Origin of the sequence: Kribbella sp. NBC_00889, assembly GCF_045207705.1 — a bacterium.
Lineage (GTDB): Bacteria > Actinomycetota > Actinomycetes > Propionibacteriales > Kribbellaceae > Kribbella.
This window is the reverse complement of sequence record NZ_CP108783.1, coordinates 4,243,933-4,267,828: the sequence shown is the minus strand read 5'-3', so window position 1 is coordinate 4,267,828 and position 23,896 is coordinate 4,243,933. Positions and strand designations below refer to the sequence as shown.

The 23,896-nt window shown below is 68.6% G+C and carries 23 protein-coding genes; 7 read left to right on the top strand and 16 right to left on the bottom strand.

All coding sequences use genetic code 11. From position 1 onward, the window contains the following. Positions 1 to 4: 4 nt before the first annotated feature. Positions 5 to 406 carry a VOC family protein gene (locus OG817_RS20675; RefSeq protein ID WP_406056947.1) on the bottom strand — a complete coding sequence of 134 codons (402 nt, stop codon included), beginning with the start codon at positions 404 to 406 and terminating at the stop codon, positions 5 to 7. A gap of 62 nt (positions 407 to 468) precedes the next feature. On the opposite strand from OG817_RS20675, the gene OG817_RS20670 reads away from it, so the two are divergent. Then, the gene (locus OG817_RS20670; RefSeq protein WP_406056945.1) at positions 469 to 1,563 is read left to right on the top strand and encodes a glycerate kinase; all 1,095 of its coding nucleotides are present in this window, start codon (positions 469 to 471) and stop codon (positions 1,561 to 1,563) included. Between the two features lie 158 nt (positions 1,564 to 1,721). Continuing rightward, a complete protein-coding gene (locus OG817_RS20665; protein ID WP_131350966.1) occupies positions 1,722 to 2,078 on the top strand; it encodes an iron-sulfur cluster assembly accessory protein in 357 nt (118 codons plus the stop codon). Between the two features lie 133 nt (positions 2,079 to 2,211). On the opposite strand, the gene OG817_RS20660 is transcribed toward OG817_RS20665, so the two are convergent. Beyond that, entirely contained in the window at positions 2,212 to 3,774 is a 1,563-nt protein-coding gene (locus OG817_RS20660) for a DHA2 family efflux MFS transporter permease subunit (RefSeq protein WP_406056943.1), read from the bottom strand. A 103-nt stretch (positions 3,775 to 3,877) separates the two neighbouring features. Between OG817_RS20660 and OG817_RS20655 the strand changes: the two genes are divergently transcribed. Continuing rightward, positions 3,878 to 4,588, top strand: coding sequence for a TetR/AcrR family transcriptional regulator (locus tag OG817_RS20655; protein WP_406056941.1), 711 nt, complete (start codon positions 3,878 to 3,880; stop codon positions 4,586 to 4,588). 12 nt (positions 4,589 to 4,600) lie between these two features. Here the strand turns inward: OG817_RS20655 and OG817_RS20650 are convergent, their stop codons facing one another. The 8 genes from OG817_RS20650 to OG817_RS20615 are packed head-to-tail and all read right to left on the bottom strand — an operon-like array spanning position 4,601 to position 12,671. After that, a complete protein-coding gene (locus OG817_RS20650; protein WP_396389370.1) occupies positions 4,601 to 5,296 on the bottom strand; it encodes a GntR family transcriptional regulator in 696 nt (231 codons plus the stop codon). Positions 5,297 to 5,344: 48 nt separating this feature from the next. Beyond that, a complete protein-coding gene (locus tag OG817_RS20645; protein WP_406056938.1) occupies positions 5,345 to 6,307 on the bottom strand; it encodes an acetamidase/formamidase family protein in 963 nt (320 codons plus the stop codon). After that, the gene (locus tag OG817_RS20640; protein WP_406056936.1) at positions 6,307 to 7,917 is read right to left on the bottom strand and encodes an amidohydrolase; all 1,611 of its coding nucleotides are present in this window, start codon (positions 7,915 to 7,917) and stop codon (positions 6,307 to 6,309) included. The genes OG817_RS20645 and OG817_RS20640 overlap by 1 nt, the downstream gene beginning before the upstream one ends. Next, a complete protein-coding gene (locus OG817_RS20635) occupies positions 7,910 to 8,743 on the bottom strand; it encodes a carbon-nitrogen hydrolase family protein (protein WP_406056934.1) in 834 nt (277 codons plus the stop codon). The genes OG817_RS20640 and OG817_RS20635 overlap by 8 nt, the downstream gene beginning before the upstream one ends. After that, entirely contained in the window at positions 8,740 to 9,561 is an 822-nt protein-coding gene (locus OG817_RS20630; protein WP_406056932.1) for an ABC transporter ATP-binding protein, read from the bottom strand. The genes OG817_RS20635 and OG817_RS20630 overlap by 4 nt, the downstream gene beginning before the upstream one ends. After that, a complete protein-coding gene (locus OG817_RS20625) occupies positions 9,558 to 10,601 on the bottom strand; it encodes a FecCD family ABC transporter permease (protein ID WP_406056930.1) in 1,044 nt (347 codons plus the stop codon). Before OG817_RS20625 ends, OG817_RS20630 begins: the two co-directional genes overlap by 4 nt. Next, a complete protein-coding gene (locus tag OG817_RS20620) occupies positions 10,598 to 11,644 on the bottom strand; it encodes a FecCD family ABC transporter permease (protein ID WP_406056928.1) in 1,047 nt (348 codons plus the stop codon). Before OG817_RS20620 ends, OG817_RS20625 begins: the two co-directional genes overlap by 4 nt. A gap of 4 nt (positions 11,645 to 11,648) precedes the next feature. Next, positions 11,649 to 12,671, bottom strand: a complete 1,023-nt coding sequence (locus tag OG817_RS20615) for an ABC transporter substrate-binding protein (RefSeq protein WP_406056926.1) — start codon at positions 12,669 to 12,671, stop codon at positions 11,649 to 11,651. Between the two features lie 572 nt (positions 12,672 to 13,243). Here OG817_RS20615 and OG817_RS20610 point away from each other — a divergent pair. Then, the gene (locus tag OG817_RS20610) at positions 13,244 to 14,569 is read left to right on the top strand and encodes an MFS transporter (protein WP_396390751.1); all 1,326 of its coding nucleotides are present in this window, start codon (positions 13,244 to 13,246) and stop codon (positions 14,567 to 14,569) included. Here OG817_RS20610 and OG817_RS20605 read toward each other — a convergent pair whose 3' ends face one another. Genes OG817_RS20605 through OG817_RS20595 form a run of 3 tightly spaced genes read right to left on the bottom strand, consistent with a single transcriptional unit; the run spans position 14,570 to position 17,938 of the window. Beyond that, complete coding sequence (locus OG817_RS20605) at positions 14,570 to 15,382, bottom strand: MerR family transcriptional regulator (protein WP_406056924.1); 813 nt, start codon at positions 15,380 to 15,382, stop codon at positions 14,570 to 14,572. A gap of 24 nt (positions 15,383 to 15,406) precedes the next feature. Next, positions 15,407 to 16,732 (bottom strand): amidase family protein, encoded by a 1,326-nt coding sequence (locus OG817_RS20600; RefSeq protein ID WP_406056922.1) that lies wholly within the window; start codon positions 16,730 to 16,732, stop codon positions 15,407 to 15,409. Between the two features lie 33 nt (positions 16,733 to 16,765). Continuing rightward, positions 16,766 to 17,938: an amidohydrolase family protein gene (locus OG817_RS20595; protein ID WP_406056920.1), complete on the bottom strand. Its 1,173-nt coding sequence runs from the start codon at positions 17,936 to 17,938 to the stop codon at positions 16,766 to 16,768. Positions 17,939 to 18,126: 188 nt separating this feature from the next. Here OG817_RS20595 and OG817_RS20590 point away from each other — a divergent pair, with 188 nt between their 5' ends. Continuing rightward, entirely contained in the window at positions 18,127 to 19,416 is a 1,290-nt protein-coding gene (locus tag OG817_RS20590) for an MFS transporter (protein ID WP_406056918.1), read from the top strand. A gap of 10 nt (positions 19,417 to 19,426) precedes the next feature. Here OG817_RS20590 and OG817_RS20585 read toward each other — a convergent pair whose 3' ends face one another. Then, positions 19,427 to 20,680, bottom strand: coding sequence for an aspartate aminotransferase family protein (locus tag OG817_RS20585; RefSeq protein ID WP_406056916.1), 1,254 nt, complete (start codon positions 20,678 to 20,680; stop codon positions 19,427 to 19,429). Between the two features lie 80 nt (positions 20,681 to 20,760). Between OG817_RS20585 and OG817_RS20580 the strand changes: the two genes are divergently transcribed. After that, positions 20,761 to 21,012, top strand: a complete 252-nt coding sequence (locus tag OG817_RS20580) for a hypothetical protein (protein WP_406056914.1) — start codon at positions 20,761 to 20,763, stop codon at positions 21,010 to 21,012. Next, positions 21,012 to 22,493, top strand: coding sequence for an NAD-dependent succinate-semialdehyde dehydrogenase (locus tag OG817_RS20575; RefSeq protein ID WP_406056912.1), 1,482 nt, complete (start codon positions 21,012 to 21,014; stop codon positions 22,491 to 22,493). Before OG817_RS20580 ends, OG817_RS20575 begins: the two co-directional genes overlap by 1 nt. 18 nt (positions 22,494 to 22,511) lie before the next feature. On the opposite strand, the gene OG817_RS20570 is transcribed toward OG817_RS20575, so the two are convergent. Both OG817_RS20570 and OG817_RS20565 read right to left on the bottom strand, forming a co-directional pair. After that, positions 22,512 to 23,159 carry a GntR family transcriptional regulator gene (locus tag OG817_RS20570; protein ID WP_406056910.1) on the bottom strand — a complete coding sequence of 216 codons (648 nt, stop codon included), beginning with the start codon at positions 23,157 to 23,159 and terminating at the stop codon, positions 22,512 to 22,514. Further along, complete coding sequence (locus OG817_RS20565; protein ID WP_406056908.1) at positions 23,156 to 23,884, bottom strand: maleate cis-trans isomerase; 729 nt, start codon at positions 23,882 to 23,884, stop codon at positions 23,156 to 23,158. Before OG817_RS20565 ends, OG817_RS20570 begins: the two co-directional genes overlap by 4 nt. Between the last annotated feature and the right edge of the window lie 12 nt (positions 23,885 to 23,896).

Sequence of the window (23,896 nt, the reverse complement as noted above, 5' to 3'; positions counted from 1 at the left end):
CTGGTCACGGCTGCTCGGGGGTGGGTGGGCCGCCGGGTGGCCACTCGACCAGTTCGATGCGGTAGCCGTCTGGGTCTGTCACCCACGACGTCTTCGGACCGTCCTGACCTCCTGGCAACTCGACAGCGCCAGGCTCGAGACCAGCAGCGGTCAGCCGGTCGACGGTTGCGCTGAGCGACTCGACCTCGATCGCGAAGTGTGCGAACCCGCCCAGGACAACCGGCCCGTCGGCCGGGCGGTGCACCAGCTCGAGCGACACCCCCGGCTCGTCGGGCAGTTTCAGCCAGACCAGGCTGGACCCGTCCTCGAACGGGACCGTAGTGAGCTCGGTGTAGCCAACGGTCCGGTAGAAGGCGAGCGAACGTTCGAGGTCATTCACGCGCAACGCGAAGAGGATTGTCTTCATGTTGACGATCCAACTGACGGCACCCCCGCACGTCAACGCAGCCCGTGGGAGAGGATGTCGGCATGCGAGTGCTGATTGCGCCGGACAAGTTCGCGGGCACGCTGACGGCCGTCGAGGCGGCCGCGGCGATCGAGGAAGGGTGGCGGCGGCGGGATCCGCAGGCCGAGGTGCTGGTCGCGCCGATGGCCGACGGCGGTCCCGGGTTCATCGACGTGCTGTCCGCCGTCGTCGACGGGACGCTCCTGTCCGTCACCGTCCGTGGCCCGCTGGGCGACGACACCCCGGCGACCGTGCTGCTCGCGGGCGAAACGGCGTACGTCGAGACTGCGCAGGCGTGCGGCCTGCACCTGGTGGAGCCGAAGCAACGCCGGCCCGAGGACGCGACGACGTACGGCGTGGGTCAGCTGATCGCGGCCGCGGTGGAGGCCGGTGCGAAGCGGATCATCCTCGGACTCGGTGGTTCCGGGACGAACGACGCGGGCGCCGGACTGCTGGCAGCCCTCGGTGCAACCGCGACCGGAGGCCGCCTGGACGCCGGTGCCACCGGGCTCGCGGAGCTGACCGCCGTCGACCTGGAGCCGGCCCGGGAGCGGATGGCCGGGATCGAGTTCGTCGCGGCGAGTGACGTGGAGAACCCGATGCTCGGCCTGCGCGGCGCGACCAACATCTTCGGCACCCAGAAGGGCATCACCGACGAACGCAAGCCGGCGGTCGACGGCTGGCTGACCAGGTTCGCCGAGCTGGCCGGCCGGAAGACCGCCGACCAGAAGGGCGCCGGCGCCGCCGGTGGTCTCGGCTACGCGCTGTTACTCCTCGGTGCCGAGCGCATCTCCGGCATCGACCTGGTCGCCGACCTCACAGGCCTGAAGGAGAAGGCGTCGAGGGTCGACCTGGTGCTGAGCGGTGAGGGCGCGTTCGACTTCCAGTCCCGCGACGGCAAGGTGATCGCCGGCGTCGCGAAGGTCGCGAACGATGCCATGCGCCCGTGCGTGGTCCTGGCCGGCAAGGTCCAGATCGGCTCCCGCGAGATGCGCACGATGGGTGTCGAGTCGGCGTACTCGCTGGTCGACGCGGTGGGGGAGGAGCGCGCCTTCGCCGACCCGCACGGCTCCCTTGCGGCGGTTGCGGAGCGTGTCGCCCGGACCTGGGCCCGCTGATCACCCTGCGACCGGGGTTGTTGATCCTGGAAATTGGTGTGCGACCATGGGAATGGTTCCGGATCGGCGCTTGTTGGTCCGAAATGACAGCGGACTTTCCGCGCGCGGCTGCTTGCCCACACAGCAGCCGGGCGCTCACGAGATGACTGGAGTCAGGAATGACTGAAGCGCAGACCGAGCAGACCGTCGCCACGGGTGTTCTCCTCACCGACGGGGCCGCCGCCAAGGTGAAGGCGCTGCTCGAGCAGGAAGGCCGCGACGACCTCGCGCTGCGGGTCGCCGTGCAGCCGGGTGGCTGCTCCGGGCTGCGGTACCAGCTGTTCTTCGACGAGCGTCAGCTCGACGGTGACGTGGTGGCCGACTTCGGCGGCGTGAGCGTGGTCACGGACCGGATGAGCGCGCCGTACCTGAAGGGCGCCTCGATCGACTTCGTCGACACGATCGAGAAGCAGGGCTTTACGATCGACAACCCGAACGCCACCGGCTCCTGCGCCTGCGGCGACTCGTTCAACTGAGCCTCCTCGAAGCCCCCGGCGCCTGTTGGTGCCGGGGGCTTTGTCGTGTCCGGACCAGCCCCGGCGCCGATGGTGAGCTCGGTGCCGACCCGCCCCGGCGACACGCCGCCTGACCCGCGGGTCGTGGGGTCCCTCAGTGCGCGGGTGTGCCTTCGCGGGCGCGCTTCGGTAGCAGCCAGGTGACGGCGAGGCTGACCAGGAACATCCCGATCGCGACCAGTACCGCGGTCTTGGTGGCGACGAGGAACGCATGCGCCGGTAGCAGCTGGAAGAAGATCGTGCCGATCACCGCGACCCCGATCGCACCGCCGAACTGCTGCATCGCGGTCAGTACGCCGGACGCGGAACCCGCCGCCTGGTCGTCGATCGACGCCAGGATGATGTCGAACAGCGGGGCGAACACCAATCCGGCACCGATACCGGTCGCGAGGGTTGCCGGGACCAGGTTCCAGATCGTGGTGGCGTCGCCGTACGTGTGCAGGGTGAGCCACACGCCGCCCATCGCCACAGTCATCACCGCGACCCCGAGCTGCAGCGCCTTGCGCCCGAACTTCGGTGCGAGCAGGCCGCCGGACAGCGGTGCGCCGATCGCGATGCCGAGCGAGAACGGCACCATCGCAAGGCCGGCCTTGAGCGGGCTGTAGTGCAGACCGAGCTGGGTGAAGAGGTTGAAGACCAGCGTGAACCCGGACATCGCGAGGAAGAACGTGGTGATGACGGCGAGGCCGGCGACGTATCCGCGGCTGCGGAACAGCGACGGGTCGATGATCGGGTTGCCGGAGCGGCGCTCACGCCAGCCGAACAGTGCGAACACCCCGATGGACGCGACCATCATCGCGATCGACCAGGCCGGCCAGCCGAGCTCGCGGCCCTGGACCAGCGGGTAGATCAGCAGCCCGGACGCCACGCTGACCAGTACGACGCCTGCGGTGTCGAGCCGGGACGCGCCGGGCGTCTTCACCTCGGGCATGAACCGGAGCGCGCCGACCAGGGCGGCGATGCCGATCGGGACGTTGATGAAGAAGATCATCCGCCAGCCGGCGTCGAACCAGTTCGCGTCGATCAGCACGCCGGCGAGGATCGGGCCGGCGACTGCAGACAATCCCATCACCGGACCGAACATCGCGAACGCCTTGCCGATCTCTTCCGCCGGGAAGACCGCCTTCAGGATCGCGAACCCCTGCGGGATCATCACCGCGCCGAGCAGTCCCTGGGCGACCCGGCTGCCGATCAGCAGTTCCGGTGAGGTGGCGAACCCGCAGACCGCGGACGCGACGGTGAAGCCGACAGCTCCGATCAGGAACAGCCGCCTACGCCCGACCAGATCGCCGAGCCGGCCGAAGCTGATCAGCCCGATCGCGAAGGCGAGCGTGTAGCCGGCCAGCATCCACTGCATCGCGGACTCGGACCCACCGAGCTCGGCCCGGATCGACGGCGCAGCAATGTTGACAATCGTCGCGTCGACAAGATCCATGATCTCCGCGATCAGCACGGTCGCGAGCACGATCCAGCGCCACTTGTACGGCGTACCGCTCGTCCCGTTGGAGGTGGTTGTCGGACCGGTGGCGCCAGGTGCGGTCTTGGTGGTGGCTTGGGTGGCGTTGGTCTCGCCGGTGCCGGTGGCGGTGGCGGTGGACGTGGAGGCGACGGTCTGGGTGGCCGGTGGCTCCGGTGGGGTGGTGGTCGAGGTGCTCATCGGTGGCTCCTGGAGGACGTGGCGCGAACGGTGTTCGTTAACGAACACTGTTCTACTCACGAACACTGTTCCTGTCAAGTACGGTGTTCGCTACAGTGGTCCCATGACCCAGTCGCCCTGGCAGCCGATCAGCCCCGCGAAGCCCACCCGCACCCCGAAGGAACCGCTCACCCGGGACCGGATCGTCGACGCGGCCATGCGCCTACTGGTCGATAAGGGGTACGACGCCGTCTCGATGCGCAAGGTCGCCCAGGTCCTCGGCACCGGTCCGGCGTCGCTCTACGCCCACGTCGCGAACAAGAAGGAACTCGACCAACTCCTCGTCGACCGCGCGGCCTCGGACATGCGGCTCCCGGAGACAGCGGATCCTGAGCGCTGGCAGGAGCAGTTGAAGGACGCGATGCGCGAGATGCTCCGCGTTATGCGCGCGAACCCGGGCGTCGCCCGGGCGGCGATCGGCCAGGTGCCGCTGGGGGAGCAGGCCCTGCTCAGCACCGAACGGTTCCTGGCCATCCTCAAGGCCGGGAATCTTCCCGACCAGGCAGCCGCCTGGGCGGTCGACCTGATCCCGCTCTACGTCACCGCGATCGCCTTCGAAGAGTCCGTCCAGGGCGCCTGGGCCTGGACACCCGAAGACATCGAAAGTTTCGTCGGCGGCCTGCGCACGTACTTCGAATCCCTCCCGGCTGACCGCTTCCCCTTCACCCTCGCCCTAGCCGGCGCCCTCACCTCCGGCGCCACCGGCGACGAACGCTTCGAGTTCGGCATAACCGTCATCACAGCAGGCCTGGCCGCCCTAGCCGAAAAGGCTTGATCTGAGGACAGCTCAGGCGATGCGGTCGTGGTCGGGGTGGACCGTGCCGGTCTGCGGTTCAATCCAGGCCTTGATCCGGGCCCAGGAGTTGCGCCAGTTCTTCAGTGCGGCGTCGCGGGCGCCGGCCGGATCCCGTGCCTCGAGGGCGGCCAGTATCCGGGTGTGCTCCTCGAAGGCTTCCTTGCGGATCTGTTCGTCGCGGAACGCGGCCCGCTCGATCCTCCGCAGCTCGACCTTGACCAGTTCAAGGAAGCTCATCAGCACCGGGTTGCCGGCGGCGAGGTAGTACACGTCGTGGAACTCTTCGTCGAGTTGCTGCACCCGGCCGACGTCGGCGCCGGCCATCTCGTCGAGCATAGCTCGCATCCGGCCGAGCGCGTCGTCGTCGAGGCTCCCGGCTGCGGTCTCGGCGGCGTACGCATCCAGTACGCCGCCGAGCTCGTACAGGTGTACGGCGCGGCCGAACTGCAGATCGGCGACCCGCGTGCTGCGGCCCCGCGCGATGTCCACGAGGCCTTCCTGGGACAACCGGATCAGCGCCTCGCGAACAGGAGTCCGGCTGACCCCGAGCATCGAGGCGACCTCCAGGTCGCGGATGTTCTCGCCTGGCTCGAGCGGCCCGTTGACGATCCAGTCCTTCAGTCGCTCGTACGCGATGTCCTGGGCGTTGACCCGCATCGGCATCTTGTCGCCGCCTGGCAACGGCATCTCGGTCCGCCCCTCACAGTGGATGACGCTCGGTATGCAGCATATCTGTCACCGCCAGCCCGCCGGCAGGACGGATCGCGCGATGCTCACGTGCGCAGCTGTCCAGCCGCCGGCGACGCACTGGTTCACCTGGACCCGTGCAGCGGCGCCGAGCAGTTCGTACGCCTCGACCCTGGTCAACCGGTGACTGGTGTGCAGCCGTTCGATCAGGTCCGTGAAGGCGTGCCGCAGGTTCGTCTCCAGCGGCGCACCGAACTCACACCCGATCGATCCGATCGTCGCGGCGGTGTCGAGCCGAGGCGTGACCGGCTCGTCCTCGCCTGTGAGAACGTCGACGGTGATGTGCACATCGGCGTTGGTCTCGAGGGCCGTGCCGGTGACCTCGGCGTCACCCATCGAGGCATGCACGTCACCGAGGGACAGGAGTGCTCCGGGGACGTTCACGGGCAGCAGTACGGTCGATCCCACCGTGACGCTGGGACAGTCGACATTGCCGCCATGGCCCGGGCCGAACTCCAGCGAACTCGCCGATCCAGCGGCGGGCGCGGTCGCGATCGAGCCGACCATCGGGCGGACTGGCAGCAGCAGGTCGCCGACCCCGGTCGGGAAGACCACCGTGTCTCCATCGATCCGGCAGATCCGCGTGTCCGGCAATCCGTTCTCGAGTGGACTCCAGTGCCCGCCGCACACACCCTTGGAGTCGCCTGTGACAAGCGTCGCGGCGTACGGCGCCAGCGTGCCGAGCTCGATCCGATCGATCCGTACGGCGAGCCGGTCGCCGGGCTCGGCGCCGTCGACGAAGATCGGCCCGGTCACCGGGTTGTAGTGCCCGATCAGGTCCATCAGATCCTGCTCGCGGCCGAACACCTGCTCGGCGGAGGAGACCTTGTTGGAGAAGCAGTCGTAGGTCTCGACCACGAGCGACGTCCCCGGACTCACCCGGACGGCCGGGGTCGTCGCGGCATCGAAGACGAACGCGTGCGCGGTCCGGGGGACCCGAACGACGGTCATCACGCACCACCGCCGAAGACAATCCGTCCGGCGCTCATCGTCAGTACCGGCCGCGCCTCGGCGATCCGGTCGGCAGGCAGCGTCCACGGGTCGTTGCCCAGGGCCACTAGGTCGGCGTCGTTCCCGACGGCGACCCGGCCCCGGCGCGCGGCCGCACCGGCGGCTACGGCTCCGGCTGTGGTGGCACAGGCGATCGCCTCCGTGAGTGTGATGCACTGCTCCGGCTGGAAGGTCCGGCCATCGGCGCCGGTCCGGGTCACCGCGAGCTGAACGGCGACGAGTGGATCGGTATCGCGCTGGTCCACCCGCAGCCCGAGCCGCCGGTCGGAGCCGAAGGTCACGACGGCGCCGGCGTTCAGCAGACTGCGGTACGGACTGATCCCGCGACCGAACTCCTCGTCGCCGCGGGCGGTCAGGATTGGGCCTTGGGCAACGATCTCCCAGGGCTGTGCCTCGATCGCTACGCCCAGCGCGGCGAAGCGGGCGAGATCCTGAGGCTGGATCCGGCGAGCGTGGATCACCCGGTGCGGTGGCAACGACGTACCGGCGCGGGACGGTAGTCCGGCCAGGATGTCGAGCGCCTCGGTGACGCCGAGGTCGCCCATCGCGTGGATCGACAGCGCGGCGCCGAGGGCATCCGCACGCTTCCCGAGCCGACCGGCCTCATCGGTACCGGGGTACCGGAACGAGTCGATCCGCGGTCCGCCGGGCTGTGAGTACCAGCCGTTGTCGAGCGACATCTTGAACCCGCCGAACGAGATCAGCGGCGAGTTCGGTTCGACGGCGGTGAAGTCGTCGACCCGCCAGATCGACGGCCTGAAGCTGTAGCGCACTGACAGTTCGCCGGCCAGCGAGTCGATCAGGCCGACGTCGGTGAAGGAGCGTTCGAGGTGGATCGCTGTCCGGCGATCCTCCACCGGGTATGTCGCGATGTCGTGCACCTCGGTGATGCCGCGCTTGGACAGGTCGGCGAGCAGATCGCGCAACTCGGCCAGCCGTCTCGCTCGATTCGGTGGTGGCACGACGCCCGCCGCCAGACGGCTCCACACGGCGGTACCCCGGAGTACACCGGTCGGGCGGCCGTCGTCGTACCTCTCGATCCGGCCGCCGGCGGGATCGGGGGTGTCCGAACTGATCCGCGACCTCTCGAGCGCGAGGCTGTTCAGCAAGGCCGTGCTGTGGTCGAGGCTCCGGAGGAACAGGGGTCGACCGTCGGTGGCGTGGTCGAGTTCGTCGAGTGTTGGGAGATCACGGTCAGGCAGTGTCGCCGGGAGCCAGTCGCCACCTGTCACCCAGTCGCCGGCGGTGATCCGCGAAGCCACGGTCCGCAGGCTCTCCAGTGCGTCGTCGTGGCTGGTCGTGTCCGACCAGTTCACGGTCCAGCGATCCTCCGCACTCCAGCCCAGGTGAGTGTGGCTGTCGACGAAGCCGGGGAGCAGCGTCGCACCGTCCAACTCGATGACCTGGGTCGCGGCCGGCGCGGGCTCGCCGGGCCGGCCGATCGCCGTGATCCGGCCACCGTCGACTGCGATCCACACCGGTTCCGCGGTGCCGTCCGGTGCCCACGGCCCGGCCGGAATTCTTGCCTGGTGCAACAACGTGTCAACCATGGAGATCCTCGATCCTCGGCGGCTGGGCGTAGACGTCCGGTCGGTCGTGCTCGAGTGATCTGAGCTCGTCGCGCCGGGCCCGGATCACGGTCGGGTCGAGGTCGACGCCGAGTACGGCAGGGGAGTCGTCCGCATGAGCGATCACCTTGCCCCACGGGTCGATCACCAGGCTGTGCCCGTACGCCGTGAACCCGGTGACATCGGCCCCGATCTGGGCGGGCGCCAGCACGTAACAGAGGTTCTCGATCGCACGCGCCCGGAGCAAGGCCTCCCAGTGCGCCGGGCCGGTGTACGCCGAGAAGTTCGCGGGCACCGTCAACACCGTCGCACCGGCCTTCGCCAGGCCTCGATACAACGCGGGGAACCGCAGGTCGTAGCAGATGCTGAGCCCCAGCGTGACGTCGTCGGCCCCGACGACCACGGTGTCGTCACCGGCGACGGTGAACGCGGCCTCGTCGTCGGCTGGTTCGCCCGGCCGGTCCAGCCGGAACAGATGGACCTTCCGGTACCGCGCCACGATCCGGCCGTCACGGTCGAACACGAGGCAACTGTTGTAGGCGCGCTGGGCGTCGTCCGACGCGGTCCAGACCCCGCCGAGGACCAAGCGGAGGTCGAGGTCACGGGCGAGACCGGCCAGTCGCCCGATCGCCGGCCCGTCCTCGGCTTCGACGTACCGGGGGTCGAACGGGCCGCGGTAGATGCTTGCCTCGGGCAACACCGCCAGTGAGCTGCCGTTCTCGGCCGCGGTCCGCAGCGCCTTCTCGATCGCGTCCAGATTGGCGCCCCGGTCCGAGCCGGAACCGAGCTGGACGACACTCACCCTCATGACGCCACCACCGCCGGCTTCGGCGCGATGGCGTACGGAATGCACAGTGGACTGCCGGTACGCGGGTCGGGGATCACATCGGACTCGAGACCGAACACGTCTCTCACCATCGTGCGGGTCAGTACCTCGTCCGGCCGGCCGTTCGCGTAGACGCTGCCGTCGCGGACCGCGACCATCCGATCCGAGTACGCCGCCGCCTGGTTGAGGTCGTGCAGCACCATCAGGATCGTCGTACCGTGCTCCCGGTTCAGCCGCCGGAGCAGTTCCATCAGCTCCAGCTGGTACGCGACATCGAGGAACGTGGTGGGCTCGTCCAGCAGGATGATGCTGGTGTCCTGGGCGAGCGCCATCGCGATCCAGGCACGCTGTCGCTGTCCACCGGAGAGTCGTTCCAGCGGACGGTGCGCGAGGTCGGACATCCCGGTCTGCTCGAGTGCCCACGCCACCGTGCGACGGTCTTCGTCGGACTTGATACCGAGGAACTGCCGATGGGGATACCGGCCGTGCTCGACGAGATCCATCACCGTCATGCCCTCTGGCGCGGTCGGGCCCTGAGGCAGGATCGCGAGCTGTTGTGCCAGGGCCCGGGACGAGATCGAGGCGATCTCCTTGCCGTCCAGCAGTACCCGGCCCGACCGCGCGTCGAGCAGGCGGCCGATGCAGCGCAGCAAGGTGCTCTTGCCGCAGCCGTTGCGGCCGACCAGGCTGGTGACCGCGCCTTCCTCGATCTCGATGCTCAGGTCGGGGATCACCACCAACGGGCCGTAGCTGAGCCGCAGGTTCTCGGTGCGGAGCCGAGCGGGCGGATGATCAGTCATGCGTGCAGTCCCTTCCGGAGCTGGAGCAGGAAGTACGGTGCTCCGAGCACCGCGGTGAACAGTCCGACCGGGATCTCCGCCGGCGGCAGGATCGCGCGGCCGAGAGCGTCGGCGACCACCACGAGCAGCGCGCCGATGCAAGCCGAGGCCGGGATCAGGAGGCGGTGGCCGGGTCCGACGAGGCGGCGGCACAGGTGGGGTGCGAGCAGGCCGACGAAGGCGATCGTGCCGCCGACCGCAACCGCGGATCCGGCCAGTGCGACGGCGATGGCCAGCAGCCCGAGCTTGAGTGCCTCCAGCCGTGAGCCGAGGGCACGGGGTACGTCGTCGCCGAGCCCGAGCAGGTTGAGTTGGTCGGCCAGAAACCAGGCCAGTGGGATGAGCACCAGGGTCCAGGGAGCGACCTGTTCGACGTGGATCCAGGTCCGGCCCCAGAGGCTGCCGGTCAGCCAGCGCAGCGCGGCCTGCACGTCACCGGTGAAGGAGGTGGTGACGATGATCAACTGGATCAACGCCAGCGACAGTCCGCCGAACGCGACGCCGATCAGCGCCAGCCGTCCGGGGTTGACGATGCCGTCTCGCCGTGACAGGAGGTACGTCGTACCGCCGGCCACGGCAGCACCGGCGAACGCGGCAGCCGGCACCTGCCAGATGGCAGCGGCGCTGCTGGAGAAGCTCAGTACGAGCAGTGCGGCGAGTCCTGCTCCGCCGTTCACACCGATCACCGCGGGGGATGCCAGTGGGTTGCGGGTGACTGCCTGCAGGATGACGCCGGACACCGCGAGGCCGGCGCCGACGCAGAGGCCGACCAGGATCCGCGGCAACCGGAATCCGATCACGATCCGGTGATCGGCGATCGTGCCGGTCCCGGTCAGCGCCCGGAGGATCCGGCTGAGGTCGATCTGTACGGCGCCGATGCCGATGCTGATCACCGACGCGACGACCACCAAGGCGAGCAGCCCGACGACGATCAGCCGGCGCCGGTATCCGACCCTCCGCAGGATCGTTGCCGACGGCAACACTTCGGTCAGGACCGTCATACGACACCCCTTCCGCGCCGGGCCAGATAGATGAAGTACGGCGTGCCTAGCACCGCTGTCAGTACACCGACCGGGACTTCGGTGCTGGGGACAACGATTCGGCTGACGACATCCGCGGTGACCAGCAGCGCCCCGCCGTACACGATGCTGAATCCGAACACCCGCAAGTACGACGTACCGACAGACCAGCGCGCCATGTGCGGAACGAGCAGCCCGACCATGGCGATCGGCCCGGCCACCGCGACGGCGGCACCGGCCAGCACGACGACGAGCGCCAATGCCTGCAGCCGGACCCGCTCGACCGGCAGGCCGAGACCGCGGGCGATGTCGTCACCGAGCGAGAGCACGGTCACCGACTTCGCCAGCAGGAACGCGCAGCCGAGGCCGATGATGGCGTAGGGCAAGAGGGTCCGGACGCCGGCCCAACTCGCGCCGTCGACTCCGCCGACCAGGTAGCGCAGGAGGAACTGCACCGCGTTGTCGTTGAGCACGACGACACTCATCACCAGCGCGTTCGCGAGGAGCGCCACAGTCACGCCGGCGAGGGCCACCCGTCCCGGTGTCATGTCGACGCCGGCGACGATCACGAACACCAGCCCGGCCGCGGCCGCTGCCCCGGCGAAGGCGACGAACGGCATCAGGCTGATCGCGCCGAGGCGGAATGCGGTGGCCCCGAGGGTGTAGGTCACCAGCGCTACCGCGAGTGCGGCGCCGGCATTCACGCCGATGATCGACGGCTCCACGATCGGATTGCGGGTGACGCCCTGGATCAGCGCGCCGGCGACCGCAAGGCCGGCGCCGATCAGCAACGCCAGCACGGTTCGTGGGAGCCGCAGGCTCTGCACGGCGGCCGTGAGTTGCGGATCGGCGTGACCGGTGAGTGCCTGCACGACCTGGCCCGGGGACGCTGTGCCGTTGCTGCCCACCATCAGGCTGAGTGCGCAGGCGATCAGCAGGACGAGTACGCCGGCGGCGAGGGGGACACGGAGCGGCCGGATCCGATCGGCCGCTTCGCGTGGCGGGGTTGTGGTGGTGGTCTGCATCGGGTCAGCCCTTGGCGAAGGTGTCGACCGTTTGCTGGACCATCATCGGCACTGACAGCGCTCCGCGACCCACCGACCAGACGCCGCGGTCGACCGTGTGCACCTGGTTGGTCTGGACCGCCGGGATCGAGTCCCACAGCGAGTTGCCCTTCCAGGTGTCGGTGACCACCGGAGAGCCCGGATCGACCGTCAGGAACATCGCGTCCGCCTTGGTCTGCGCCAGTGACTCGAGTGGGGTCTGGTCGCTGAGCTTGCCCGCGACTTCCTTGTAGGCGTAGGTCAGCCCGAGTTCGGACAGCACCCCTGCCTGCAGGGAGTTGGCCGTGAAGGCGAAGAACTTGTCCGGCGTCGGGACGCCGATCAGCGCGCGCTTTCCCGCCTCAGCGGTGAGCTTGCTCTTGCCTGCCGCGATGGAGTCCTTGAGGCTCTTCTCCGTCTCGGCGGCCTTGTCCGCCTTGCCGACGGCCTGGCCGAGCTTCTGCAGGTTCGGGTAGAAGTCGGCCCAGCTGGAGGTGTCGAGGATCAGCGTCGGTGCGATCTGCGAGAACTGCTCGTAGTCCTTCAGATGCTCGGACTTGTCGGCGACGATCAGGTCGATCGGTTCAGCCGAGAGGATCTCGAGGTTCGGCGAGATGCGGCTGCCGAGCGAGGTGTACTTGCCGAGCTTGCCCTCGAACTGCGGGGGCATCGGGTTCCCGCTGCCTGGTTGCTGCTCATCGGCGATCATCACCGGCTGAACGCCCAGGGCGAGCAGGTCTTCGAGGAACTGCCACTGCATCACGGCGACGCGGACAGCGGGCTTGGGCAGCTTGACCTCGCCAGTGGCTGCCTGGATGGTCACCGCCTCGGCGGTATCGCCGGCCGCGGCGTCGCTGCCGGGGCCGCTGCCACAGGCCGCGACGGCGATCACGCTGACGGCGGCGGCAACGGTCGTCGCGACCCTGGTGAGCTTGGTGACCCTGGTCAGCCTGGTGAGCTTGGTGACCTTGGCCAGCGGACGGGGACGTCGGGAGAGTCCAGCATTCATAGGTGCTCCTTAGACAGGGGAGTGAAACTCGAGAGACCTGTGATATGCGAAATGCTGTATATCGCACGAAGGTAGGACTGCCCATGGGTCGTGTCAACGCTTCGAGCAGGTTTTAATCTGGAACACCTGCTACACGGACGCGCGCCCCGCCGCGGTCGATCGCGGTGAGAACTCTGTGCGTAGCGGCGTGACTCCTTGCTGTTCACTAATGCACATGGTTAATGTTCGGATTGTCAACAAAACTACGACCTGGCCGTCAGTGTGTGCCGAAGGCGTGAGGTGGGCACCCGGGTGAGGCCGTGTGAAGACAGGAGGACACCGTGGACGCCGAGACCCAACCGCCAGTCGGGCCCCAGCCGCTCAGGAACACACCCGTCGAGAGCCGGCCGCCCGTCAACAGTCCGGGCGGGGGCCGATCGCCAGGCGGAGGTGGTCCGTCAAGTGGTGGTCCGTCAGGTGGAGGCGGTCCGTCAAGTGGTGGCGGTGCCTCCGGTGGTGGAGGTGCGTCCGGTGGAGGTGGACGGTCGGGTGATTCGCGGACTTCGGTTGATTCTGAGCCGCCGCCCGGCGTACTGAAGCGGGCGATCGCCGCATCGGCGATCGGGAACGCGACCGAGTGGTTCGACTACGGCATCTACGCCTACGGCGTGACCTACATTTCGGCAGCGATCTTCCCGGGCGACACCGAGAGCGCGACGCTGCTCGCATTGCTGACATTCGCCGTCTCGTTCCTGGTCCGGCCGCTGGGTGGTCTGGTCTGGGGGCCGTTGGGTGACCGGCTCGGCCGCAAGCACGTGCTGGCGATCACGATCCTGATGATGTCCGGCGCGACGCTACTCGCCGGCCTGGTCCCGTCGTACAACTCCATCGGACTGTGGGCGCCGACGCTGCTGGTCGTGCTCCGGATGATCCAGGGTTTCTCGACTGGTGGTGAGTACGGCGGTGCCGCGACCTTCATGGCCGAGTACGCCCCGAGTCGCAGGCGTGGATTCCTGGGCAGCTTCCTCGAGTTCGGAACGCTGGCCGGATTCTCCGCCGGTGCCCTGCTGATGCTGTTCTTCTCGCTGGTGCTCGGCGACGAGAAGATGCACGCGTGGGGCTGGCGCCTGCCGTTCCTGGTGGCCGCGCCGCTCGGCCTGGTCGGTGTCTACCTGCGGTCGCGTCTCGAGGACACGCCCGTCTTCCGCGAGCTCGAGGCGAAGGGCCAGAAGGAGGAGCAGACAACGCACCAGTTCAGGGATCTGCTGGCCGGCTACTGGCGGCCGATCCTCCGGCTCGGTGGCATGGTCGTCGCCCTGAACGTCGTCAACTACACGCTGCTGACGTACATGCCGACGTACCTCGAGAGCGAGATCAAGCTCACCGCGGACGAGTCGCTGATCGTGCCGATCATCGGAATGTTGACAATGATGATCTTCCTGCCGTTCGCCGGCCGACTATCGGATCGGGTCGGCCGCAAGCCGCTGTGGTGGGTCTCGCTGGCCGGGTTGTTCATCTTCGGGGCGCCGATGTTCCTCCTGATGGGGACGAACATGCTCGGCGCGATCGTCGGCTTCGCGGTGCTCGGTCTGCTGTACGTCCCGCAACTGGCGACGATCTCGGCGACCTTCCCGGCGATGTTCCCGACCCATGTCCGGTACGCGGGTTTCGCGATCGCCTACAACGTGTCGACCTCCTTGTTCGGAGGTACGGCGCCCGCCGTGAACGACTGGCTCACCGCGAAGACCGGCAACGCCCTGGTGCCGGCGTACTACATGATGGCCGCCTGCATCATCGGCGCCATAGCCCTCGTCAAGGTCCCCGAAACCACCCGCTGCCCGCTCAACGGCACTACCGTTCCGGGCACCGAAGGGGCGCCGCCCCCGGTCGCTCTGGAACCCGAGCCGGCCAGAGCCTGACTACTCGATCGGCTCCTGCAGTTCGGTGACCCAGCCGTCCGGATCGTCCGGGCAGTCGAGGTAGAGCTCCCGCGCAGGCTCGCTGGACCGATGGCCGTTGTCGTCGATCCAGCGGGCCAGCGCCTGCCACGCGGGTAGCACTTGGTCGATCGGTCCGCGATGCACCAGCGTCGCCGCACGTACCGCGGGCAGGTCGATGAACTCCAGGCCGTTGAGGTTGCCCTCGGCATCGATCGCTGCCGGAACAGTCGCGCGGACGACGACTTCGTCCTCGGTCTGGTGGGCGCGTTCGTACAGGCAGGTCAAGTGGCCGGTTGGCCGGACGGCGGCATGGGGGAGCCGGCGGCCGAGTTCGGCGCAGAGTGGATGGACCACCGGGCTGATGTCCGCGGGCGTGAAGCTCGCGGCGGTGGTGGTCAGTCCGACCATCCGGACGGCCGCCAGCTCCTTGATCACCACATCGGCGGTGGGGAGGTCAGTTTCGATGCTGCGCAGGCGTGACTCGACCTGGGCGAGCCGGGTGTAGCTCTCGGCAACAGTGGATTCAAGCTCCGCGCGTCGGATTGTCAACAATGCTTGCAGTTCGGTCGGGCTGATCTCGTCGGCGACCATCGTCCGTACCTGCTCGAGCGAGAACCCGAGATCCTTCAGAGCGACGATCCGGTTGAGGTCGGCGAGTTGTCCGGCGGTGTAGCTGCGATAGCCGGTCGCCGGATCGACGTACGCCGGCCGCAGCAGTCCGATCGCGTCGTAGTGCCGCAGCATGCGGATCGATACCCGCCCATGCCGTGCAAACTCTCCAATTGCGAACAATCTCAGCCTCCTTCCGCGGTGACGTCAACCAACCACAAGTTCGGCGAACGTGATCGCGGTGTCGTCCTCGTGCCACGGACCGATCACCTGCGCGCCGACCGGCAGCCCGTCCGGTGTCTGCCCGATCGGCATGCTGAGTGCGGGATGCCCGGTCAGTGAGGCGTGCGCGATCCAGAACACCTGGGCGTCGTACCGCTGCTCGCCGTACGACGTCGTGATGGTGCGCTCCTCGAACGGCCGGTCGTCATGGGGAAACGCCGCGGTGAAACTGACGGGGCACAGGAACACATCGACCTCCTCGAAGTACTGCTGCCACTTCATCCGCGCGCCCATTCTCCGCCGCTCCTGCTCGATCACCTCGCCGAGACTCAGCGATGACGGCTCGCCACCGTGCAGCGCGAAGAACAGTTCGACCTGCGATCCGAACGCCTCGGCCTGGTCCCAGGGATCGACACCGTCGGGCCAGCCCTCGACGATCTTCGCACCGCTCCGGCCGATCTGGTCGACCGTCGCCGAGAGCACGTCGCCTACCTCACTCGACACCGGCGCGGCGGGATGGTCGGTCACTACGCCGACCCGGAAGTCCGCGAGCCGGCCGTGGCGCGACCGGGGCAGTTCCCAGGAGAACGGTGCGGCCGGGCCGCCGGTCACCCGCAGCGCTGTCCGCAGGTCGGCAGCCGATCGCGCGAGTGGTCCGATTGTCGACAAGTTCGGGAACTCGTTCGGGACTTCCGGCGGCCCCGGCACCTGGAAGCCCTGCAGTGGGACGAGCCCGGCGGTCGGCTTCAGCCCGTAGACGCCGCAGTACGCCGCCGGCAGCCGGATCGACCCGACCAGATCCGACCCGTACTCCAGGTAGCTCAGGCCCGCGGCGAGCGCGGCCGCGCCGCCTCCGCTCGAGCCGCCCGGTGTGCGGGCGAGGTCCGCTGGATTGTTCGTCCGCCCGTAGATCTCGTTCGTGGTCTGTCCGAAATCCGCGAGCATCGTGTGGACATTGCTCTTGCCGACAATGATCGCGCCGGCCCGGCTGAGCCGCTCCACCACCACCGCATCCCGATCCGCGACATACTCCGCGAACGCCGGATTGCCCCAGGTCGTATGCAGGCCCGCGACGTTGAAACACTCCTTGATCGTCATCGGTACGCCGTGCAGCGGCCCGATCTCACGCTCGTCCGCTACCGCCGCATCAGCTTCGTCCGCACTCCGCAGAGCGAACTCCGCCCTCGTCTCGACCACCGCGTTCACGCTGTGGTCGTGCGCGATCCGCACCAGCAGTTGCTCCGTGACCTCGCGCGACGTCACCTCGCCGGCCCGAATCCGGCGGGCGATCTCGGTTGCTGTTGTCATCATGCGGATTGTCTACGGTCTGACACAGTGTCAGGGTCAACGGGAGGGGCAACCGACCGCACGCCCGTTGTGGAACACCGTCCGGATGCGGGACTCCAGCGACGTACAGCCCAGCTCCGTGCCGTCGATCAGCACCAGGTCTGCGCGCTTACCCGCGCAGATCTCGCCGCGGTCGTCCGAGAGCCCGAGCAGCCGGGCGGCGTCGATTGTTGCCGCACGCAACGCTCCGGCATCGCCCAGGCCGGCCGCCGCCAGGTGCTCAAGCTCCCGCAGTACTTCGGTGTGCGGGCGTACTGGATTGTCCGTGCCCATCGCGATCGGCACCCCGGCATCGAGCGCGAGCCGGACCGACTTACGGTGCGCCTCCGGAGCGCCGTCGGGGGCATGCTCAGGATCTGGTTGGGTTGTCGACAATGTGGGCATGTAGAACGTGCCGGCTGCAGCCATCGCCTCAACAGCAGCCTCGTCGAGGTACGTCCCGTGCTCGATACTCGCCGCGCCGGCCCGTGCCGCCACTTCGGCTGCCCGCGCGCCGTGGGCGTGCACCATGACCCGGCGATCGCCCTGCCGGCGTGCTTCGTCCACCAGCGCCGTCATCTCGTCGACAGTCAACTGGACGTCATGGACACCGGTCCCGAGCGCCAACGACCCGGTCGCAGTGAGCTTGATCCAGTCCGCGCCGGCCCGCACCATCCGCCGTACGGCGGCCCGCGCTCCGTCCGCGCCGTCGAACACCGGGTCCGGCATCGACGGATCGCCGAAGTAGTCGACCGGCCCGACGTCCGCTGTCCACAGGTCGCCGATGCCGCCCGTCGTACACACCTGGCGGAGGCTGATCAGCACCTCAGGCCCCTCGATCCACTCGCGCTCAACTGCGAGCCGTACGCCGGCATCGGCTCCCCATGCATCGCGAATCGTGGTGATGCCGAGGCTCAGCAAGGTCCGGAGTACGGGTACGGCGGACAGCGGCCGAGTCGACCGTGGCAGGCCGTCCGCATCGCTCAGCATCTGCGTGAGACAGACGTGCGTGTGGCAGTCGATCAGCCCGGGCAGCAGCAACCCACCGGAACAGTCGACCTCCTCGTCCCCATCCAACCCTGATCCAACGTCGACAATCCGATCGTCGGCGAGTACGACGTCCGCCGCCCGCACATCACCAGACGCGACATCGAGCACGGATCCGGAATGCAGCAGCAGGCGACCAGTCACTCCCGAGTCGTCGCAACCTCGAGGGCCGCTGGGAACGGCTCACAGCTGCCCGCATCGCGCTCAGGTGAGAGCGGTGCCTTGGAGGCCGGACTCCGAAAACCGGTCGCAAGTTCGATGACGGTCGTAGTAACTTGCCGCTCGGTCGAATTCGTTGCCGAGATCCGTGGAGCAGGAGAAGAGACGGTCGCATGAACGCCGAGACCGTTGCCACGCACGAGCGCACGCCCGGACCAGGACGTGGGCCGGTTGGTGGTCTGCTGCGGACGCGGAACTTCGGCTTGTTCTGGGTCGGCGAATCAACCAGCGGACTCGGCTCGGCCGTCACGACTGTGGCCCTGCCCCTCGTGGCGGTGACCACCCTCCACGCCGGCACCAGCATGGTGGCGCTGCTGACAGCCGCGAACTGGGTGCCGTTTCTGGTGATCGGGCTTCCGGCCGGGGCGTGGGTCGACCGTTGGCCGCGTCGACGCGTCCTGCTGGCCGCCGATGTCGTGTCGGCGGTGGTGCTGGCTGGTGTCCCGATCGCGGCGTGGACCGGAGTACTCACCATGGGCATGCTGCTGGCGGCAGCGCTGCTCGCCGGTATCGCCAAGGTGTTCTTCGACCTTGCGTACAACGCGTTTCTGCCCCATCTGCTGGCCCCCGAGGATCTGCTCGAGGGCAACTCCAAACTGCAGACCAGCGCCTCGGCGGCCGAGCTCGCCGGTCCGGGCCTGGGAGGGCTGCTGGCACAGGTGGCGGGCGCGGTCTGCGGGGTCCTCATCGACGCGCTGACGTTCCTGGTCTCGGCGGTCTGCTTGGCGGTACTGCGAGTCGGGCCCGAGGCGCAGCGAGACCGGGCCGGTGATCTGGGCGTGTTCCGTCAGATCGCCGAGGGTTTCGGGTTCATCCGGCGCGAGAGTTTCCTGGTGGCCATGACTGCGATGGCGGCGATCGGCAACTTCGCGATGATGGGGCTGACCGCACTGCGGATTGTCTACCTGGTGCGTACAGAGGGCGCGAGTGCGGGCACCGTCGGATTGGTGATCGGTGCGAGCAGCGTCGGCGGCATCCTGGGCGCCGTGTTCGCGTCGCGGATCGTGCGGCGCTTCGGCAACGCGCGCGCCTACCTGGTAGCGAATCTCGCGATCGCGCCGTTCATCCTGCTCCTCCCGGCCGCCGGTTCCGGTTGGCGGCTGTCGCTGTTCGCGGCCGGATCCCTCGTGGTGCTGACAGGCTCCACAGTCTCGAACATCATCACCGCCACGTTCCGGGGAAGCTACGTGCCCGTTCAGCTGCTCGGCCGGGTCACCGCGAGCTCTCGGTTCCTCGTCTTCGGCACAGGTCCGCTCGGCGCGGTGACCGGCGGAGCGTTGGCGGCCGGCTTCGGAATCCGAAGCGCCATGTGGGCGCTGGCTGTCCTGTTCGCCTGCACCCGCACGCTCCCGCTGGCCACGCCAATCCGCACCTTGCGCGACTTCCCCGCCTACCGCGCCTGACGAGTGTGGGTCAGGTGGTGATGGCGGAGACTGCGTCGGACCAGATGGTGGCGGCTTCGTCGATCTCGTCCGGGGTGACGACGAGGGCGGGGATGAAGCGGACTACCTGGCTCCAGGCGCCGCAGGTCAGCAAGAGGAGTCCTCGGCGGGCGGCCTCTTGCTGTACGGCGGCTGCCGCGACCGGGTCGGGTTTGCCGTTGGCGTCACGGAACTCGTTGCCGACCATCAACCCGAGCCCACGCACGTCGGTGATCTGCTCGTGTTTGTCCGCCACCAGTTGCAAAGCCTGCTTCAGCTGAGCACCGCGCTCGGCCGAGTTCTGCACCAGACCCTCGTCCTGGATCACGTCCAGCGTCGCCACCGCCGCCGCGCACGCGACCGCGTTCGCGCCGTACGTCCCGCCCTGCGAGCCGGGCCACGCCTTCTCCATCAACGCCGACGGGGCTGCGATGCCCGACAACGGGAAGCCGGACGCGAGCCCCTTCGCCGTGACCAGGATGTCCGGGTGCGAACCGAAGTGATCGCCGCCCCAGAACTTCCCGGTCCGCCCGAATCCGGTCTGTACTTCGTCGACAACCAGCAGGATCCCGTGCTCGTCGGCGCGTTCCCGCAGGCCGGCGAAGAACCGCTCGTTCGCCGGGACGTAGCCGCCCTCACCGAGCACCGGTTCGACGAAGAAAGCGGCAGTGTCGGCCGGCGTACTCAAGGTCTGGAGGGCGTAGTCGAGCTGGCTCAGCGCGAAGTCGGTCGCCTGCTCGACCGGCCAGCCGAAGTGGCCCGGGTCCGGGAACGGCGAGACGTGTACGCCGGCCATCAGGGGACTGAAGCCGGACCGGAACTTCGTCCCGGAGGTCGTCATCGATGCCGCGGCAACGGTCCGGCCGTGGAAGCCGCCGTGGAACACGATCACGTTCGGCCGTCCGGTCGCCTGCCGGCTGAGGCGCAGCGCGGCTTCGATCGCCTCGCTGCCGGAGTTCGCGAAGAACATCCGGTCGAGGTGCTGGGGGAGGACCTCGCCGAGGCGGTCGACGAGTGTCAGTAGCGGCCGGTGCATCACGGTCGTGTACTGCGCGTGGATGATCTTGCCGACCTGCTCCTGGGCGGCGGCGACCACGCGGGGATGGCAGTGCCCGGTCGACGTCACGCCGATGCCGGCCGTGAAGTCGAGATACCGGCGGTTGTCCTCGTCGAACAGCTGCACGCCCTCACCGCGGGCGGCGACGACTCCGGTCGCCTGTTTCAGGATCTGCGACAGCTCGGCCACGGACTTCCCCTCCAGATGTCGACTGGTAGATTGTCGACAATCAGCGTATCTCAGGTGTCGAGGCCGGTGAAGGGGTGCGAATGACCGAGCGAAACGCAACCAATGCAATAGATGCCGACCGGTATGCAACCGGGGCGATGGTCGCCGAGCGTGGCGAGGCCGCGGTGGTGGATGGCGCGCGGCGTGAGGCCGGGGTGGTGGTTGCCGGGCGGCGCGAGACCGGGCCAGCGGTTGCCGGGCGTGGCGAGGCCGGGGCAGTGGATGTGGGGCAGTGGGTGCCGGGCGGGATGGGGGCGGAGCGGTGGTTGCTGAGCGGAGTGGGGGTGGAGTGATGGGTGGCGGGCGGGATGTGTCTCGCGAGGAGGCTCGGGTCGTCGAGGCGGTTGAGAAGCGCCTCTTCATCGACGGCAAGTGGACCGATGCGGAGGGCGGTACGACGTTCGACGTGGTCGATCCGTCGACGGGCGAGGTGCTCTGTGCGGTCGCCGATGCGACACCGTCCGACGGGCGCGCCGCGCTCGATGCGGCCGTCGCGGCGCAGCCGGCGTTCGCCAAGACATCTCCCCGCGACCGCGCGGACATGCTGACGGCGGCGTACCAGCTGCTGATGGAGCGTGTCGACGATCTGGCGTTGCTGATGACGCTCGAGATGGGCAAGCCGCTCGCGGAGGCGCGCGGCGAGATCGCGTACGCGGCCGAGTTCTTCCGGCACTTCGCGGGCGAGGCGGTCCGGATCGACGGTGGGTACCAGACCGCGCCCGCCGGCAACGCCCGCTTCCTGATCACCAAGCAGCCGGTCGGCCCCTGCCTGCTCATCACCCCGTGGAACTTCCCGATGGCGATGGGCACCCGCAAGCTCGGCCCGGCGATCGCGGCCGGCTGCACGAGCGTGATCAAACCCGCGCACCAGACACCGCTGTCGATGCTCGCGCTGATGGGGATCCTCGCGGAGGCCGGCGTACCGGCAGGTGCGGTCAACTGCGTCACCGCGATGGACGCGGGCGGCGTGATGGAGCCGCTGATCAGGTCCGGGCTGGCTCGCAAGCTGTCGTTCACCGGCTCCACGCGGGTCGGGCGGGCCCTGCTGGAGCAGTGCGCCGAGAAGGTCCTGCGGACGTCGCTCGAACTTGGCGGCAACGCGCCGTTCCTGGTGTTCGAGGACGCGGATCTGGACGAGGCGGTCGACGGGGCGATCGCGGCCAAGATGCGCAACATGGGCGAGGCGTGTACGGCGGCCAACCGGATCTTCGTGCATGCCTCGGTCATCGACGAGTTCGGGCGCCGCCTCGCGGCAAAGATGTCAGCGCTGACGGTTGGTCGCGGCACCGAACCCGACGTCAAGGTCGGACCGCTGATCGACGAGGCCGGTCTCACCAAGGTCCAGTCGCTGGTCGCCGATGCCGTCGACCGCGGCGCCAGCGTCCTCACCGGGGGAGAGATTGCCCCGGGCAACGGCTACTTCTATCCGCCGACGGTGCTCACCGGCGTACCCCGGGATGCCGCGATGGCCGACCAGGAGATCTTCGGCCCGGTCGCGCCGCTGACGCCGTTCACGACGGACGACGAGGCGCTGGCAGCCGCCAACGACACGGAGTACGGCCTCGTCGCCTACGTGTTCACCAACGACCTCCGCCGCGCGCTCCGCATCGCCGAGTCCCTCGAGACAGGCATGGTCGGGCTCAACCAGGGCGTCGTCTCCAACCCCGCCGCCCCGTTCGGTGGCGTCAAGCAATCCGGCCTCGGCCGAGAGGGCGGCTCCGTCGGCATCGAGGAGTTCCTCGAGACCAAGTACATCGGCATCGCGATGCCCTGATCGCGAAGGAACCGGCCTCTACCGCGACGTGAGGCGAGCGATGGCGTCGTCCATGTGGGCGATGAGCAGATCGTCGGCGTGCAGACCGTCGCCGTTGCGGATGGCTTCGGCCAGGCGCTCGTGCTCGCCGACGCGAACCTCGGACGTCGTGTAGGTCTCCTCGAGGGCGTGGATGCACATGCGGGTCTCGGTGATGTACGTCCGGTGCATCCGGGACAGCCGGGAGCTGGCGGCCAGCTCGACCAGGCGTTCGTGGAACGCGATGTCGAGCTCGCCGACGGCCGCCGGGTCGCCTTCCGCTGCTGCCATCTCGTGGACGATGGCGAGCAGTTGTTCGCCGGCGGCCTTGTGGTCGCCCAACATGATCTTGCGGGCAGCGGCGCGCTCGATCGCCTCGCGGGCCAGGTACATGTCCTGGACGTCGTCCGCGGTCATGTCGATCACGAACAGGCCGCGGTTGCGAATCGCGACCAGCAGCCCTTCCTGCGTCAGCCGCTGCATGCCCTCCCGCAGAGGTCCGCGGCTGACGCCGAGCTTGCGGGCGAGGTCCGCCTCGCCGAGCTGCGTGCCCGGCTTGAGCTCCCCGTGGCCGATGGCCTTGCGCAGTTTGTCGGCGATGATGCTCGGCGTCGACTCCTGGGCCAGCGGCTCGATGTAACTGGTCACACTTCCGTCCCCCTTGAGGCAAACAAACTTCCCAGACCTGGCAGAGAAGGTACCTGGCCGAGCAAGTCGAGTCCCTTCCAGACCGTCACCTGGTTCGCGGTCAGCACCGGCTTGCCGACCGCGGTCTCCAGATCGTCGACAATCTCCAGCGTGTGCATCGCGGTGTCCGGCACCAGGATCGCCTCGGCGTCCGGGTGGTCGGCGGCCTTCACCATCGCGATCACCCGGTCCGGCGCGAGCGTCCCGACCTCGGCCGCGGTGATGATTCCGTGGCTGCCCATCGACACCACTTCGACCCCGCCGCCGGTCAGGAATCGCACGAAGTGCTGCGCCACGTCCTCCGGGTACGACGCCGCCACCGCGACCCGCCGTACGCCGAGCGCGCGGCACGCGTCCACGAACGCGATCGAGGTGGAGGACGCCGGTACGCCGATCGCCTGGGCGACACCGGACGCCTGGTTGCGGGCCCCCTCGGGACCGAAGACGAAACTGCCCGACGTACACGCCCACATCACCGCGTCCGGCTCTTCGGCCGCGAGCTCCGAGGCGCCTTCGGCGAGCCGCTCGGCGCGGCCGAGGTCAAGCAGGGCGTCGATCCGGTGCGCGTCCTCGCCCACCGACGTGATCACGACCGGCAGCCGGACCGCACCGTCGAGCCGCGCCTCGAGCGCCGGGTAGTCGTCCTCCGCGCTGTGCCCGGGATAGAGCAGCCCCACCGTGACCATTCCGACCTCCTG

Excerpts from the sequence above, each read along its gene's own strand:
- OG817_RS20665 (WP_131350966.1), top strand. The coding sequence starts at position 1,722 with ATGACTGAAGCGCAGACCGAGCAGACCGTCGCCACGGGTGTTCTCCTC.
- OG817_RS20625 (WP_406056930.1), bottom strand. The coding sequence starts at position 10,601 with ATGACGGTCCTGACCGAAGTGTTGCCGTCGGCAACGATCCTGCGGAGG.
- OG817_RS20565 (WP_406056908.1), bottom strand. The coding sequence starts at position 23,884 with ATGGTCACGGTGGGGCTGCTCTATCCCGGGCACAGCGCGGAGGACGAC.
- OG817_RS20575 (WP_406056912.1), top strand. The coding sequence starts at position 21,012 with ATGGGTGGCGGGCGGGATGTGTCTCGCGAGGAGGCTCGGGTCGTCGAG.
- OG817_RS20660 (WP_406056943.1), bottom strand. The coding sequence starts at position 3,774 with ATGAGCACCTCGACCACCACCCCACCGGAGCCACCGGCCACCCAGACC.
- OG817_RS20675 (WP_406056947.1), bottom strand. The coding sequence starts at position 406 with ATGAAGACAATCCTCTTCGCGTTGCGCGTGAATGACCTCGAACGTTCG.
- OG817_RS20590 (WP_406056918.1), top strand. The coding sequence starts at position 18,127 with ATGAACGCCGAGACCGTTGCCACGCACGAGCGCACGCCCGGACCAGGA.
- OG817_RS20620 (WP_406056928.1), bottom strand. The coding sequence starts at position 11,644 with ATGCAGACCACCACCACAACCCCGCCACGCGAAGCGGCCGATCGGATC.
- OG817_RS20655 (WP_406056941.1), top strand. The coding sequence starts at position 3,878 with ATGACCCAGTCGCCCTGGCAGCCGATCAGCCCCGCGAAGCCCACCCGC.
- OG817_RS20640 (WP_406056936.1), bottom strand. The coding sequence starts at position 7,917 with ATGGTTGACACGTTGTTGCACCAGGCAAGAATTCCGGCCGGGCCGTGG.
- OG817_RS20670 (WP_406056945.1), top strand. The coding sequence starts at position 469 with ATGCGAGTGCTGATTGCGCCGGACAAGTTCGCGGGCACGCTGACGGCC.
- OG817_RS20600 (WP_406056922.1), bottom strand. The coding sequence starts at position 16,732 with ATGATGACAACAGCAACCGAGATCGCCCGCCGGATTCGGGCCGGCGAG.
- OG817_RS20635 (WP_406056934.1), bottom strand. The coding sequence starts at position 8,743 with ATGAGGGTGAGTGTCGTCCAGCTCGGTTCCGGCTCGGACCGGGGCGCC.
- OG817_RS20615 (WP_406056926.1), bottom strand. The coding sequence starts at position 12,671 with ATGAATGCTGGACTCTCCCGACGTCCCCGTCCGCTGGCCAAGGTCACC.
- OG817_RS20580 (WP_406056914.1), top strand. The coding sequence starts at position 20,761 with ATGACCGAGCGAAACGCAACCAATGCAATAGATGCCGACCGGTATGCA.
- OG817_RS20630 (WP_406056932.1), bottom strand. The coding sequence starts at position 9,561 with ATGACTGATCATCCGCCCGCTCGGCTCCGCACCGAGAACCTGCGGCTC.
- OG817_RS20645 (WP_406056938.1), bottom strand. The coding sequence starts at position 6,307 with ATGACCGTCGTTCGGGTCCCCCGGACCGCGCACGCGTTCGTCTTCGAT.
- OG817_RS20650 (WP_396389370.1), bottom strand. The coding sequence starts at position 5,296 with ATGCCGTTGCCAGGCGGCGACAAGATGCCGATGCGGGTCAACGCCCAG.